Source organism: Moorella naiadis (nom. illeg.), assembly GCF_051020825.1.
GTDB lineage: Bacteria > Bacillota > DSM-521 > Neomoorellales > Neomoorellaceae > Neomoorella > Neomoorella naiadis.
In genome coordinates this window covers 1-13,681 of sequence record NZ_JAXGFQ010000029.1, presented here as the reverse complement: position 1 = coordinate 13,681, position 13,681 = coordinate 1, and the positions used below count along the sequence as shown (strand labels likewise).

Sequence of the window (13,681 nt, the reverse complement as noted above, 5' to 3'; positions counted from 1 at the left end):
CAAGTGTTTTTTAATAAGAACTTAACATGCATAAAGCCCCTTTAACAGGGGCCTTATCTTCACCGGGCTGCATCTACGATGCCTCTAATTTGAGCATCCACTTGATTGGCTACTTCCTTCAGGTCGGCCTGGGGGAAGAACTCGGCCAGCATGGTAGGCCGCAAGGCGCTGATGTAGGTCTTACCCTCCCTGGTGTAGACGTTCACCTTGCAAGGCATCATCAGGCTGATCATCACGTCCCTGGCCAGGACTTCGTGGGCGTAGCGGGCATTGCAGATCTCAATGATTTTTAGCGGCTCAGAATCGTAGCCTTTGCTCTTCAGGGTGGCCTGGACGTCATGGACATGCTGGACCTTCATGCCCTGGGCGGCAGTGGCCTCTTCGACGGCTTTAACGGCGGCTGCAAAATCCTTATCTGTAGTGACGGTATAGCTGAGGTCTTGCTGTTCCATGGTAATACCCCTCCATTGAAATGTAAAGAATGCCCTTTAAAGTCTGTCTTTCATGGCTTATTACTATGATACTAATCATTATATACGCTGTCAATAGGTATAGGGGAGCTTTGGTAAAGGCAATACTCTAGAAACGTTAAGAAATTGAGCGCGAAAAAAGGATAGGTTCTTTCATGGCCTTCATGACCAGTTCAATACGGTTAGCGTCGGCGGCGGCCACCAGTTTAATGGCTTGAGCCTCACCTTCAGCCCTTTTAATTAGAGTAGGAACCTGTTACGTCCATGTCCGGCGTGCTAAAATATAAGTAGCGTGAAGACAGGCAAGGGAAGTTGTTCCGGGCGTAAGTCCCGGTCTGAACGTTCTAACCTGGTGGGAAAAGGGGGGTATCCTTGCTTTTTACCGGCCTGCAAACAAAAAAAGGGCCTGCTCCCATTGTTGTCGCCGCACCCCACGACGGGGATGATACCGACGGCTTTTCCGATGGCAACAGTGGCCTGATTGCTGCGCGCCTGGCGGCGAAACTAGGAGCGCGGCTGGTCCTGGCCCGCAATTTACGCCGCCTGGTGGATGTCAATAAAGACCCGGAAAGCATTTCTAATCCCCGCCTGGCCGCCTGGTGCCACCGTTACCAGCAGCATATCTTTCGCCCTCTCCCCCTGCTGGTGCTGGAGATCCACGGGCACATCAGCGGTAATTTTGACCTGGAGATCTCTACCGGTTACCAGTTTATTGACACTCCCTTTCGCCGGCGCCTGGAGCTTTACCGCCAGGACCTGCAGCAGGCTATTGATAAAATATGGCGTCCCGGCGGGCCTTTAAAAGATGTCAAAAAGCCTACCCTGGGAGTTTTCCCCCTGGACCAGGATGTCAAATTGAAAGCTACCCGCACTTATACCTTTCGCCTGGTCCGGGCCTTGCGTTTGCTGGGTTACCCCTGCTATGGCCTGCATGTGGAGATCGCCCGTTACCTGCGCCTCGTGCCGCCGGAGGGACTCGCTATTCACGCCGCTGTAGTGGCGATTCTCAGTACCGGTCTTAAGCACTTTATTCCCAGGTTATCTATTATTAATCGTAATCGTTTTACCATGACAAAATGAAAAACTTAGGCATCATCACCTGGCGCCGGTACCTTAACCGCTTTTCGCCAGGGCGATAAGGCTGCGCAGCGCCTGGTAGGTCTCCAGGTAATCGGTACCCGTATAGACCACAGTAACAGCGTTGAGGCGCCGGCTGCGGGGCAGGATAGCAGCCGCCGCGGCCCGGGCCGGGTCGTTAAAGACGATGGTTACCGTAGCCGGTGCTGGTGCAGGCAGGGGTTTGAGGTTTTTCTTCTCCAAGGCCCGGGCTATTCCCTGCAGGAGTTTCTCTTTAACCTGGCGGGGGGATAAAGAGCGGACGGCGTGGTAATTAAGGGCCTCTTTGACGATTACCACTTCTACTTCTCCCAGCAATTTCCTGGCCTCGCCAGCCAGGACCTGATCCCCGCTGACCATAACCACCGGCACGCTGAAATAACCGGCCAGCAGGGCGTTCAGGCCCAGTTCGCCCATTTCCTGCCCGTTGACTTGCAGGCGGTGGACCACGTCGCTGTAGGTGTGGGCCAAGACCCCTGGGCTGCCGGCCCGGGCGTGGTAACCCAGAAAACAGGCAGCTGTAAAGCCCCGCTCGATACCCTCCATCATGCCCAGCTTTTTCGGCGTACCGCTGATTAACTGGGCACCGGGATGCAGGTTTTCCGCCAGGAGGTTACGCATTCCGCCGTGGGCGTCATTGACGTAGACGGTAGTGGCCCCGGCCTTTAGGGCTCCTTGGATGACGGCATTAACTTCCGCCGTCATTAACCTCTGGTAGCGGATATACTCCCCTCCCCCACTGGCTTCGACCTGCTGCCAGGCGCAAACACCGGCTACTCCTTCCATATCAGCCGATATGTAGACGCGCATCTCCATTACCTCCCCTGTTAGAATTATATGGAAGCTGTTCGCCGGTTAGGCGACCATGCCGCTGGCGGTAACACAGAAGCTGAAAATGTAAGATCGGCAATGGTTTAAGTAATGATTTTATATGTAGGAGGGCCGACCGGCCCTAGGAACAGCTCCTTCAAGCCTTCTGGATATAGCGGTAACCGAGTCTGGTAATGTGGTAGCCGATGGTTTCCAGGTTCATTTGCGGTAGATTATAGGTCACGGTCACCCGCCGGTGCCGGGGGATAATATTTACGCCCACTACACCCGGCAGGCTCCGCAGGGTATCGCCAATTTTTTGGCAATCCTCTTCGGTCTTCATGTCGGTAATAATCAGGGTTATGGTGACCTGCCTGATCTGGGGGGAATAACCGGATTGCAGCTCGCGAAATTGTTTTCCTGCTAAAACATTCATAGCCTGCTGGCTATACCAGCTCATAATGAGTCCCTCCCTTTATTTTCTCCCTTGCGATGGTAGCGGCTTGCCACCATGATGGGTTACCTGCCTCGACCCAAGTCTCCTTTCGCCTGTACCCGCCAGCCCCTTACTTGGCTCGGATTTTGAAACCTTCTTGACGGGGGTATTGGCCTTGCCATCTTGGAATCACATTGTCAGTTTAGTGGGCCACCGGCTCACCGGCTCCCGCTTCAGGGGCTCAGGCGCCGGAACTCCACCCCTTTCTGAAGCAGCAGGTAATCGATAAAGGACGGCGTGATCCTCTCCGGGTCGTAGATGATTTTTACCAGGCTACCGCCCTGCTGGGGCAGCTGGATCTCCCGGACCAGGGCAGCCAGGGTATAATAAACAGTTTCCCGGATGGTTGGGGTTTCCATATGGGGTATAACGTAGGTAACTTCCTGGTATGGCTGTGGTTGAGATTTTTCCTGGCGGGCATCAATCCACATCCTTACCTTGCGTTCCATTCTTTCCTCACCTCCAGAGATGGCACCGGCTTGTTCAGCAATAAGGCCACGCACCGGGGTCAATGCCGTGTTCCCGGCCAGTCACTTTCCCTGCTGTATATCTTATGCGCTCGTCTGCCTGTTGTCAGCCTGAAAAAGTGTTAGCAAAATAACCCAGCTTGTAACCCGGCCTAATTTCCCAGGTTCATCCTACCCTTCGATGGCATATGCTGTAATAGTGATTCTAGGAAATGAGGGGTGAAAGATGGCTAAGATTTTGTTGGGGAGCACCCCCCTGTCTTCAGGGGAACTGGATGATTTGAGTAAAGCCCTGTTACCGGGCCTCTGCCGCAGTATGGCTATTAGTTTCATGGAAGACGAAGCTGGGAACCTGATTTTGGAACCGCCCTTGGGTAACAGGATGATCGTTTTACGTCCCTTGCCCGGGCCGCCGGAGCAAGAGCTGAACCTCCTTTTGACTACCCTGAGCAAGGAGTTAAAGGGACAGGGAGCTAATGTTTTAATCGTGCCGGCCGGGGCCAGTGATGGGCAGCTCTTTCGTCTCTGGCAGACTCAGGTTCTCTTTGCCTTCTCCCAAAATGAGGCTCCGGGAACTATGCCTGGGCTTCGCTTCTTTTACGCCCCCGGGAAAAAGGAAGCAAGCCTGGGTTTGATTGCGGCTTTGGTGCGGGCCATGTTGAGTACAGGGGATCCTCCCACTTATACTATCCCCGGTACCTGGGAGCATTTTAAAAACTTCCGCTATCGCCGGCTGCTGAACAATGCCGGCGTGCCTTCGGTTTTAATTGAATTCTGCCGGGTTGACTTGAATCCGGCTTTTGTCCACCACCTGTCAGCCTGGCTGGTCAATGGTCTGATTCAGTATTTCCAGAGACCAGTTGAGGAAGCAACGATAAGCAAACTCCAACCGCTGTTACATCGCCTCCAGGATAGCCTTACCCTATCAGGTTCGCCGGACGAAGGAGCTACCGATAAGGTCAAGGGGGAGGACGGGGAACTGCCGGTGCGGGCCAGGCAGGCCGCCAAAGGGTCTGCCGAGGTAGCGGCACCAGCGGTAACGGCACCTGCAGATCAAGCACCGGGGGTTACCAGCGCTTTCCAAGAGAACAGGGCAACAGCTGAACAAGAAACCACTGCTAAGGATAATATCGCTACGATTATGGTTGGTGAACTTAACGTCGGTGAAAAGGTTACAGCTCAGGAGAACCGCATGGAGAACGTTTTAGCAGAAGAGGCTACACCTGACGGCATCACCATTGAGAGTAGTGCCACCAGGGAAGGCGCTATCGTTAGAACAGCTACCGAGGAAAAGGAGGAGATTTCCAGGAAGCAGCTACGCGTAAGTACTCCAACGGACGTAACGGCAAGCCAGGGAACTGGGCAACAAAGGGGGAAGCAGCAGTCTGATAAAGTAAGCGCAGCACCGGCCCAAGCATCTAAGCCATCCGCCCCAATACCCATAGAGGATCAGGCCGTAGCTGTTTCTTCCGGCACCGGGGCTCAGGCCAGAACGACCATTGGAGGTACAGTCCTGTCCCGCCCGGCCAGGCACCGCCACCGGAGCAATTCATTTGCCCCTCCCGGTGATGGGCCGGTATTTGTCTTCCAGCGGCCGCCGGAAATTGCCCGATTCCCCTCCTTTTTCCCCCAAGATGTGCTGGAACGAATGATTCCCACAGCGGTACAGAGCACCTTTTTAACCGGGCAACAAGCTAAAATGGGAACTCCAACCCTAACCTCGACCAGATCTACCTGGCAGGCGCCGCTACAGAAACAACCGGCCCAACTTGACCGGCAACCCGTTGGCCACCCTGAACCTCTTATGCCCCAAGCCCCCCCCGTCCTATCACCAGAACCGGTGGCGGTTAACCTGGGCGAGACTAAACCGGCAACCAGCATTGCACCAGATGAAGACAATGACACCACCCTGGTAGAGCTCAAAAGATTAAGGACTGCCATCCTGACTTCGGAACAGTTGTTGGAACCTACACGAGAACCCCAAAATGGCGAAGCACCGTCAATTTGACGGTGCTTCTTTCTGACGCGCCGGGGCTGCTACCTGGAGTTTTGTTGCACGCGATGTCTGGTAGAAAGAAGGGGTGCTGCCAGCGTTGGCCAATCCGGCTAGAAGCACTGGGCCGGTGGTGCTGGTGGACAGACACCGGGGGCCACCGCGCAGGGAGCCGGGACGCAGAAGCCGTAGCTGGGTACCAGGAGCTGGACGGTGAGGACGGTCTTGATAACTACGCAGACCTGGAAGTCGCAGGTAACGGTTATGGTGCCAACTCCCACGGCCGAGACCACGCAGTTGCAGAACAACAGGGTGCTTTCGCTACAGTCAACGGCAACACCATCGGGGGCGCAGAGGGTGACGACCTTGGTAAAGGTAAAGACCCGGTTGGCCGTTTGGGTCGGTGCATTGGGGTTGGTCAGGGTAATCGGTACGGAGACTACCAGGGTTAAGGTGGCAAAATTCCCTGTTGTGGTGACTTTATTAATAACACTACAGGAGATAGAGCTACCGGTGGTCAGGGCACAGGGGATGGCCTGCCCGACAGTAAAGGTGCCGGTCGCAAACTCCCCGCCGACGCCAGTGGTTACAGTCGTATCCCGGCTGCGGCTTTCAACTTGGAAACAGCTGTCATAGACTTTGTCGACCATGATGCACTCGATGCGGGTCGGGGGCGGGCAGCCCTGGGGCGGGCACACGCCTGGGCCAATTACTTGCTGCTGGATGCTGACTTCATCAGCCATGCTTTTTTACCTCCCTGGGGCAAAGTTTTACTGGTTATTGCCTGGTATATAATATTGAACTCACCGGGTAAATGTTACCTGCCGGCTTAATTAAAACTGCAGTCGAAAGGTGGCCCCAGGGCGGGCAGATGCCGATCAGAATCAATATTTTTCTTACCAGTATAGCATATGCATTGATTAGGTGCCTTTGGCCCTTACAGGGGGTGAGATAATGTTTACATCTCTGGTAACTTTGGAAGATAGCTGGCAATTGGTTTGCCACGAGGGGATTTTAAGATACAGGTATACGGCCACCGGCCAGCCCATGGTCAACTTGCAGTCTTATAAAGCGGCTATTGATCACTCCGGCCGCCTGCATATTGTTGTTACTTTACTTGATGGCCGGTTGATTTACGCCCGCTGGCAGGGCCAGCGCTGGGTAAGCAGCGGCCTGCCCGTGGCTGGCACCCTCCTGCTCCTGACCTTGGATAGCCTGGGTCACCCGCACCTGTTGCTGACTGGCTCCCGGGGCAGGGCGACCCATCACCTTTGTCGCAACGATAACCACTGGCGGCAGCAGGTTTTGCCCTTTCACCTGGCCGGCCCGCCTTTATTACTTAAACCTCTGCCCCAGGGTAGATTATTTCTTGCCGGTCAGGAGGCTGGCAAGGGCAAAGGCCACGTGCTGGTTACAATCTATAACCCGACCACTGCCTGGCAAGCGCCGCAGATTCTCCTGGATACAGAACTAGCGGTCCAAAGATACGGCTACTGGTATCAGAGCCATTTGTATTTATTATCCTGGCGGCAGCAAGAATCCGGTTACCAGCTGCATTTAATAAAAGTTAATTCCGCCGATAACACTATCCTGTCATCCTTGTCTCCGGGGGTAGTAAACGATCTGCCTGACGATCGACCGGTTCTCATCGGCCAGGGTGATACTCTTCTTTTTATCTGGACCTCCAGTAATCGCCTGGCCTATTGCTTTTCCCAGGATAACGGGCACAGCTGGTCATCGCCCCAGAGTGCTTATTTCTTTTTTCCGGCACGAATAAGACTAGTTGAGGGGCCGGACGGCCCCTCGACCGAGCAGGTAGCTTTTACTAAGATCAGCGGTCTGGAACTCGACTGGCCCCTGCTAATTAACTTTAAACCTTTATTTTCCTTGTGCAAGGCAGTCCTAACCCAACAGGCTGGTGGGAAGTCTTCTTGGAAACAATAAGGAGAATCACCTGGTTAGTTGGGGATACAGATACCTGGCCGGGATAAATCAGGTTCGGGTCTTTGACCTGGGGATTGGCCGCCATCAGGGCCGCCAGGCTGACATTAAACTTCTGGGTGATAGTGTGACTTCATCGTTATTGCTTCTTGATCCAGGCAACCATCTGGTCTCCGAGATATGGGCATACTCCCTTTTTCGGTTAACCCTCTATACCGCTTGCATATTACTGGCAGAAATCTGCACTGTAGTAATATGAGTAATATGCCGGGCCAGGAGACTGTCTTAGATAATGATCGGGAAGACAACCCCCAGGAATAGAGGACCAAAGAAGAAGGGGAACCTGCGGGCGGCACCGATTAAAAAGACCGGATCGCCACCCATCGCACCATCCATCATATGATGACACATCATCATGCCATGGGCCATGGGCATCATTTCAACTACCTTAAACTTTTCCATCTCGTGGTACCGTACCATGAGGGCTATATGGTCCATGCCAAAATGCCGGGGGTCGGGTAGATCTCGAGCGACGACAAGCAGCTCCCGCTTTTCAATATCAATCATCCCCATACCCATCGCTCCGGGGCAATGGTGGGTGGGATGCATCATAAAACAGTGGCGCCGGTGATGCATCGGTGGCATGATGGGGATGCAAATACGCTGGCCGGGATAAATCAAATTGGGATTAGTTATCTGCGGGTTAGCTGCCAGGATTTGTTCCACGGTGGTACCAAACATGCTGGCAATGCCGTTGAGGGTATCGCCGGGCTGGACGATATAAATAAAGCCGTTAGGACAGGATGCGGGTGAAGGTTTAGCCGGGATACAGAGTACCTGGCCGGGGTAGATAAGGTTCGGGTCGGCTACCTGGGGGTTAGCAGCTATGAGAGCTTCCAAGCTGACGCCAAAGCGCTGGGCAATGAAATACATAGTATCACCGGATTGGACGGTGTACAGGAAGCCATTGGGACAAGGTGGTACCATATGCTGGGTTTCCACGCCGCCCGTGGCCGCTGACTCCACCTTTTTAACTTCCTCACTCATAGAACTGGTCTCCTCCCTTTATTAGCATAAAATGCTAGTATAAGGTATGAAGCCGGCTGGTCAGGGGTGACAAAAAGCGCCCCTACCGGGCGCTGAAATTTTAGAGGTGCTTGCTTATTCCCGTTTAGAAACCAGGGTTGGGTATTTATCCCTAACATAGCTTAAATTTCAGGTAATCCCGCAGCCTGGTGGTCGGCCAGCCTAACAGCGAGGTGCATGTGGCTAGCCAGGTTGCATAATACTGGCGGCATATAGTCCGAAGCGGCTGAGTATGGCAGTGCGGCGATGGCCGGGGTAGCTACGCGAGATATCTATATTTACTAGATTTAATAGCGCATCCTTACGACTGGGAAACGATCCGGTAAAACAATCCCGGCCTTCTTGACCAAGGCCGCCGCCCTAGCCTGGGCCTGGTCCAGCACCTCTTCTTCATTGACCGTCAGGACCTTTTTATCGCGCATTAACCAGCGGCCGTCGCACATGGAAGACTCCACATTGCTGGCGTGCATGGCATAGACCAGGTTGGCGATAGGATCGTGAAGGGGCAAACTACCGGCGCTCCGGGGGTTAATGATTATCAGGTCGGCTTTCTTGCCGGGTTCCAGGGAGCCGATCTCCTTATCCCAGAGGAGGCAGCGGGCGCCGTCGATGGTGGCCATCTCCAGTACCTTTTCGGCCGGCAATATTTTCGGGTTCAAGTTGCGCCCCTTGTGGATCAGGGTAGCCAGGTACATCTCGTCAATCATGTCCATCCTGTTGTTGGAAGGCGCGCCGTCGGTACCAATGGAAACGGTAATCCCCTTGGCGATCATTTCCGGTACCCGGGCAAAGCCCAGGACCCGCATGGCTGCCGCCGGGTTATGGGAGACCTTGACATCGTACAATAGGAAAAGGTCGATCTCCTTTTCCGTCAACCAGACGGTGTGGACGGCCAGAAAATTGGCATCCAGGACCCCTAATTTTGCCAGGTGCTCCACCGTGGCGTGGCCGCGTTCCGCTCTGGCAAAGCGCACCTCATCATTAATTTCGGCAACATGCATATGGACGCCGACGCCGTATTTATCGGCCAGGTCCTTGGTACGTTTGATTAGTTCATCGGAATTGTTGAAGATCGTCCGCAGGCCGAACCATACTTTTATGCGGCCGTTGGCCTGGCCGTGCCAGCGCTTGATATGTTCCTCCTGTTTCCGCAGGGCGTAGTCGGTACTCTCGCGCCATTTGGGCGGCAGACCTTCGCCGCAGTCCATGGTCGAACGGGCTAGGATCCCCCGGAGGCCTATTTCCTCTATGGCCCGGCCCATACCGTCGACTTCCTGCCCACCGGGCTCGGCAAAGGCCGTCACCCCGGAATGGATTAGTTCCAGGCAGCAGGCCAGGGAGGAAATATAGGAATCTTCTACATCCATGCTGCTTTCATAGGGCCAGATGCGCTCGTGGAGCCAGGTCAGGAGGTCAACGTCATCCCCCAGGCCCCGCCCCAGCTGCTGGGACAGGTGCACGTGGGTATTGACCAGGCCCGGCAAAACGATTTTGCCAGTGGCGTCTATTATTTCCGCGCCCGGTTGGATAAGCTCCGCCGGCACCTGCCCCACGGCAAGGATTTTATCCCCTTCCACCAGGACATCGCCGCCGGCAAACACCTGCCGGAGCGGGTTCATGGAAACTACGTAGCCGTTTTTGATGAGCGTCTGTGGCATTGTTGTAGAGCCCCCTAATTTTCGTTTAGATTACTCGGTAGCTAACACCGGGTCTGCCAGAGCCATATCGTAGACATTAACTAACTAATAAACCCTCGATATCACCACGGCCAAATTTTATGCCTGCAAATTCCATTGCTAAATCCCCTCCTTAATATTGTCATCTTAGATTAGTTAAGCCTCTTTTTACTTCAGTTTTTACCTGTACTACAGGAGGAATGATTAAATTGAGGACGACGGCCGATAGCGCGCCGACAGCAATTCCTGAAGAAACCAGGTAATTAATAAAATTAGGCAAGCTATACAGTAAATCTTTAGGCATCAGAGTAGCCGCGAGGGTTAGTAGAATCGGCAAACCTACTACCAGCATATTGCGTTCATCGAGTTCCACCTGGCGCACTACCCGGAAACCATTCATAGCGATGACCACACATACTACCCCGAAGACGCCGTTAATCACTGTACCTGGTATGCAAGCTATGACATTCATGAGCTTGGGAATCATCCCTAAAATTATCAGGATAATTCCTCCAGCTATAATAGCCCAACGGCTGCCTACCCCAGTGATGGCGATAATACCGGCATTGGTGGAATAACCAGTTACCGGGGTACCACCAAAGAAAGAACCCAGAAAGCAACCAATCCCTTCCCCAACTGCGCCTCCGTTAAGACGGGTATCATTCAATTCGGCATCAGTAACTGCTGCAACAGCAAACCAGGTTCCGGTTGTTTCCACCAGAACGACAAAATAGATGAATATAAGGGTCAAAACAGCATTGAAATCAAACACCGGCACTCCAAAAGGCAATAATTGCGGCAGAGCAATCCAGGGGGCTTTGGCTACGGGACTAAAATCGACACTACCAAATAAGGAAGCAGCGAGGGTACCTCCAGCTAACGCTAGAATAACCGACGCCAGCCGAATAAACCGGCCATACCCCTGTAACCTGGTTCCAAGTATTACAAAGAACACTAGCAAGGCAGCTGATATAAAGGCGATCAGACCATTTATGCCGGCACTACCAGAAGCTGTATAAATACTTTGCAAGGCAATAGGCATCAAGGCGATGCCAACAACAATAATTACAGTTCCGGCGACTATTGGCGGAATAAAAGCTTTAATTATACGACCCAGTAATCGTAAGGGATAGCCTAAAATAGCGATAATCAAGGCCCCCGGCATCAGACTGCCGATCATTGAACTTAAACCGAGGCTTTTACCTATAGCTGCCAGGGCACCAAGAGGTACGTAAGATGGCCCCTGCATAACCGGCAAGCGCATTCCCACACCAGCTTGAATTAAAGTCGCGATACCGGCGGCAATAAAGGTCATTTCGATAAAAAGGGCAGTGTGAGCAGTATCCAGGGATAAAAGTCCCGCCAGGATAATAGGTACAATATACAAATCCATAGCCAGAACATGTTGCAGCCCCAGAACAAATGCCTGCACGATATTTAATTTGTCGTCTATCCCCACCAGTAGATTTACTTCCTTATTTTTACTCATACGATCACCCCTTTAATTACTCCACCATCAGTACAGGGTCGATGACTTTTTGCTGCAATACGTAGATAAAACCATGATCGGTAATGGCATACTCGGGAATGGTAGCCATGGTCCAGGCACCCAAGTCGCTCAGGAGACCCAGCACGAGGAAGGGAACCGCATAGATTGTTTTTCACCTCCAATTGATTAAATAATAAGTTCCTCTGGGAATATGATGCTACTACATTGATTACCCCCTTCCATTTTGTTATTGTACGTTAAAGATAACAATGTAGTTTATAACGAACACTATAATTGATTCGCCTTATTTTTGTTTTTTCCTGCTCGGCTAGATAAAAATATTTATTTTTCTATCATGACTTTGAAGTTGGAGGCTAGGTAAGGATTAGTTTATAAAAGAGCCTGAGACAGTCTATTGCTCCTATCTCAGGCTCTTTGCCATAATTATATATTATACCTATGCTATATTATTATATTTAAAACAAAGATGGGGTGGCGACTATTAAAAACCTGGCTTCTGTTTCTTTTGAAGGATTAAACCAGCGGTGGGGAATGGTACACGGATAATAAAGGCTGTCACCTTGCTCAAGGTCATAATTCCTAACTCCCTCAAGTGAGTATTGCAATTGCCCCTCTAACACATAGATAAATTCTTCACCCGGATGGGATATGGGTTTACCGGAATCGGCATGTGGAGGAACACTGATTAGAGCCGGCTCCATCTGAAAGTTGCGTCCCTGAGCAAGGAATTCTTCAATTAGATCTCCTGTCGGCGTAGTGTTGCGAATCAACCGCTGGCGTTCATCATGTTTTACCAGGCTGATCCTGTTGTCCAGATCATCAAATAAAAAGGAGATAACAGATATACCCAGGGCCTCAGCGATAGCCTTCATGGTTAAGATATTAGGGATTGATTTTCCGGTTTCAATCTGGCTAATGGCGCTGGGCGATAACCCGGCTAACCGCCCCAATTCCCGAACCGATAAGCCCTTGGCTAAGCGATGTGCCTTAATGGTGGCTCCTATTTCCAATGACAACCTGCTCTCTCGTAGTTAAAAGTATTTTACAATGTTTAGTATAATGTATAGAGGCGGTTATGTAAAGACCTACTTTAACACCCGCGGGGTTTTCCTTTTACCGATCACGATATTATTCTTTCCCTGGGCTTTAGCCCCATAGAGGGCCCGGTTGGCCAGGCGGATCATTTTTTCGGTACTGGCAGGCCAGCAATGGTTGTATGTAGCTATACCACGCCCTACTGCTGCCTCCTTACCCGCCAGATCCCTGGCGGTTTTGGCCACGCGTTGCAGGCAACGATCACCTTCCTGATGGCCCAGGGTATCGTTTATTATCTTGAAGTCGTCGAGATCCAGAAGCAGGATTGATAAGGGTTTATCCTGCCGGCGGGCTTCGGAAAAGGCTCCTTAAAAAAAGGTTTCAATCTGCCGGCGGTTATAAACGCCGGTCTGCCATCTTTGCAAAAAATAACCCCCTTAACTAGGATTATTTGACACCGCCGGCATAATTCCTACATTACACCTCGCCACCGCCAAATATTGTCGGTCTAAAATAATTGGGTCGTGCGGCTGAGCAATGCCGCGGGATATAGTGGGTGGGAAGCCCATCTGGTAAGGTCTAGCCAACCGCCAGTAGCCAGCCTTGGAGCCTGTAGGGTAACCGGCAGGTTTAAGCGTAGGTAGGCAAGACAGCGGGCCGAAAGCCATAGCGCTGAAGGGATTGAGCCTCGAAATGATTTATTAGTCGGGAGGGCCGATGCTCTGACCCAAGCAGAAGGCAACATGGCGGTAATCATTAAAGGCGAGATTACCCTCACCTCCCCGGGGTCGCAGACCTCGGCACGCTGGACATCGCTATCCCACGGTAACTCAGGAGACCCTGCCACCTCTTCCGGTTTCAGGAAGTATGGCCGACAAACGATACAAAGTGAGGATGCCAAACAGGAGGCAGGGAGTCGGATTACGGCGTAGTACCAAGGAAACCGGGTAACGCCGGCGGAGGAAAGGCCGTAACAAGGGATCGCTCTTGTAAGGGGAACAATTCCCACACCCAGAGGTGGAACCGGATTGACAACGAAACTTGCAAGAATAACGGAAGTTGCCCGAACGCGACCGAAGGA

Annotated in this window: 13 protein-coding genes and 1 pseudogene; 3 read left to right on the top strand and 11 right to left on the bottom strand. The window is 52.4% G+C overall.

Going from position 1 to position 13,681, the window contains the following annotated elements; all coding sequences use genetic code 11:
* Window positions 1-59 precede the first annotated feature (59 nt).
* On the bottom strand, window positions 60-452 hold the full coding sequence (locus tag SDD30_RS14460; protein ID WP_434075643.1) for a DUF302 domain-containing protein: 393 nt from the start codon (window positions 450-452) through the stop codon (window positions 60-62).
* A gap of 390 nt (window positions 453-842) precedes the next feature.
* Between SDD30_RS14460 and SDD30_RS14455 the strand changes: the two genes are divergently transcribed.
* A complete protein-coding gene (locus SDD30_RS14455) occupies window positions 843-1,550 on the top strand; it encodes a hypothetical protein (protein ID WP_434075642.1) in 708 nt (235 codons plus the stop codon).
* A gap of 33 nt (window positions 1,551-1,583) precedes the next feature.
* Here the strand turns inward: SDD30_RS14455 and SDD30_RS14450 are convergent, their stop codons facing one another.
* The 3 genes from SDD30_RS14450 to SDD30_RS14440 form a co-directional block, all read right to left on the bottom strand.
* Complete coding sequence (locus SDD30_RS14450; protein ID WP_434075641.1) at window positions 1,584-2,396, bottom strand: M55 family metallopeptidase; 813 nt, start codon at window positions 2,394-2,396, stop codon at window positions 1,584-1,586.
* A gap of 157 nt (window positions 2,397-2,553) precedes the next feature.
* Window positions 2,554-2,856 (bottom strand): heavy-metal-associated domain-containing protein, encoded by a 303-nt coding sequence (locus tag SDD30_RS14445; protein ID WP_434075640.1) that lies wholly within the window; start codon window positions 2,854-2,856, stop codon window positions 2,554-2,556.
* Window positions 2,857-3,065: 209 nt separating this feature from the next.
* Window positions 3,066-3,341: a hypothetical protein gene (locus tag SDD30_RS14440; RefSeq protein ID WP_434075639.1), complete on the bottom strand. Its 276-nt coding sequence runs from the start codon at window positions 3,339-3,341 to the stop codon at window positions 3,066-3,068.
* 244 nt (window positions 3,342-3,585) lie between these two features.
* On the opposite strand from SDD30_RS14440, the gene SDD30_RS14435 reads away from it, so the two are divergent.
* Window positions 3,586-5,367, top strand: coding sequence for a hypothetical protein (locus tag SDD30_RS14435; RefSeq protein WP_434075638.1), 1,782 nt, complete (start codon window positions 3,586-3,588; stop codon window positions 5,365-5,367).
* 98 nt (window positions 5,368-5,465) lie between these two features.
* On the opposite strand, the gene SDD30_RS14430 is transcribed toward SDD30_RS14435, so the two are convergent.
* A complete protein-coding gene (locus SDD30_RS14430; protein ID WP_434075637.1) occupies window positions 5,466-6,095 on the bottom strand; it encodes a hypothetical protein in 630 nt (209 codons plus the stop codon).
* 211 nt (window positions 6,096-6,306) lie between these two features.
* On the opposite strand from SDD30_RS14430, the gene SDD30_RS14425 reads away from it, so the two are divergent.
* Window positions 6,307-7,296: a hypothetical protein gene (locus SDD30_RS14425; RefSeq protein WP_434075636.1), complete on the top strand. Its 990-nt coding sequence runs from the start codon at window positions 6,307-6,309 to the stop codon at window positions 7,294-7,296.
* A 282-nt stretch (window positions 7,297-7,578) separates the two neighbouring features.
* Here the strand turns inward: SDD30_RS14425 and safA are convergent, their stop codons facing one another.
* The 6 genes and pseudogenes from safA to SDD30_RS14395 all read right to left on the bottom strand — a co-directional run.
* Complete coding sequence (gene safA, locus SDD30_RS14420; protein WP_434075635.1) at window positions 7,579-8,340, bottom strand: SafA/ExsA family spore coat assembly protein; 762 nt, start codon at window positions 8,338-8,340, stop codon at window positions 7,579-7,581.
* A 326-nt stretch (window positions 8,341-8,666) separates the two neighbouring features.
* Entirely contained in the window at window positions 8,667-10,037 is a 1,371-nt protein-coding gene (locus tag SDD30_RS14415; protein ID WP_434075634.1) for an amidohydrolase, read from the bottom strand.
* 160 nt (window positions 10,038-10,197) lie between these two features.
* The gene (locus SDD30_RS14410; RefSeq protein WP_434075633.1) at window positions 10,198-11,544 is read right to left on the bottom strand and encodes a solute carrier family 23 protein; all 1,347 of its coding nucleotides are present in this window, start codon (window positions 11,542-11,544) and stop codon (window positions 10,198-10,200) included.
* A gap of 16 nt (window positions 11,545-11,560) precedes the next feature.
* Entirely contained in the window at window positions 11,561-11,689 is a 129-nt protein-coding gene (locus tag SDD30_RS14405; RefSeq protein ID WP_434075632.1) for a hypothetical protein, read from the bottom strand.
* Window positions 11,690-12,020: 331 nt separating this feature from the next.
* Window positions 12,021-12,575: a helix-turn-helix domain-containing protein gene (locus tag SDD30_RS14400; RefSeq protein WP_434075631.1), complete on the bottom strand. Its 555-nt coding sequence runs from the start codon at window positions 12,573-12,575 to the stop codon at window positions 12,021-12,023.
* Window positions 12,576-12,838: 263 nt separating this feature from the next.
* Window positions 12,839-12,935, bottom strand: a pseudogene (locus SDD30_RS14395) (diguanylate cyclase); the annotation flags it as partial.
* Between the last annotated feature and the right edge of the window lie 746 nt (window positions 12,936-13,681).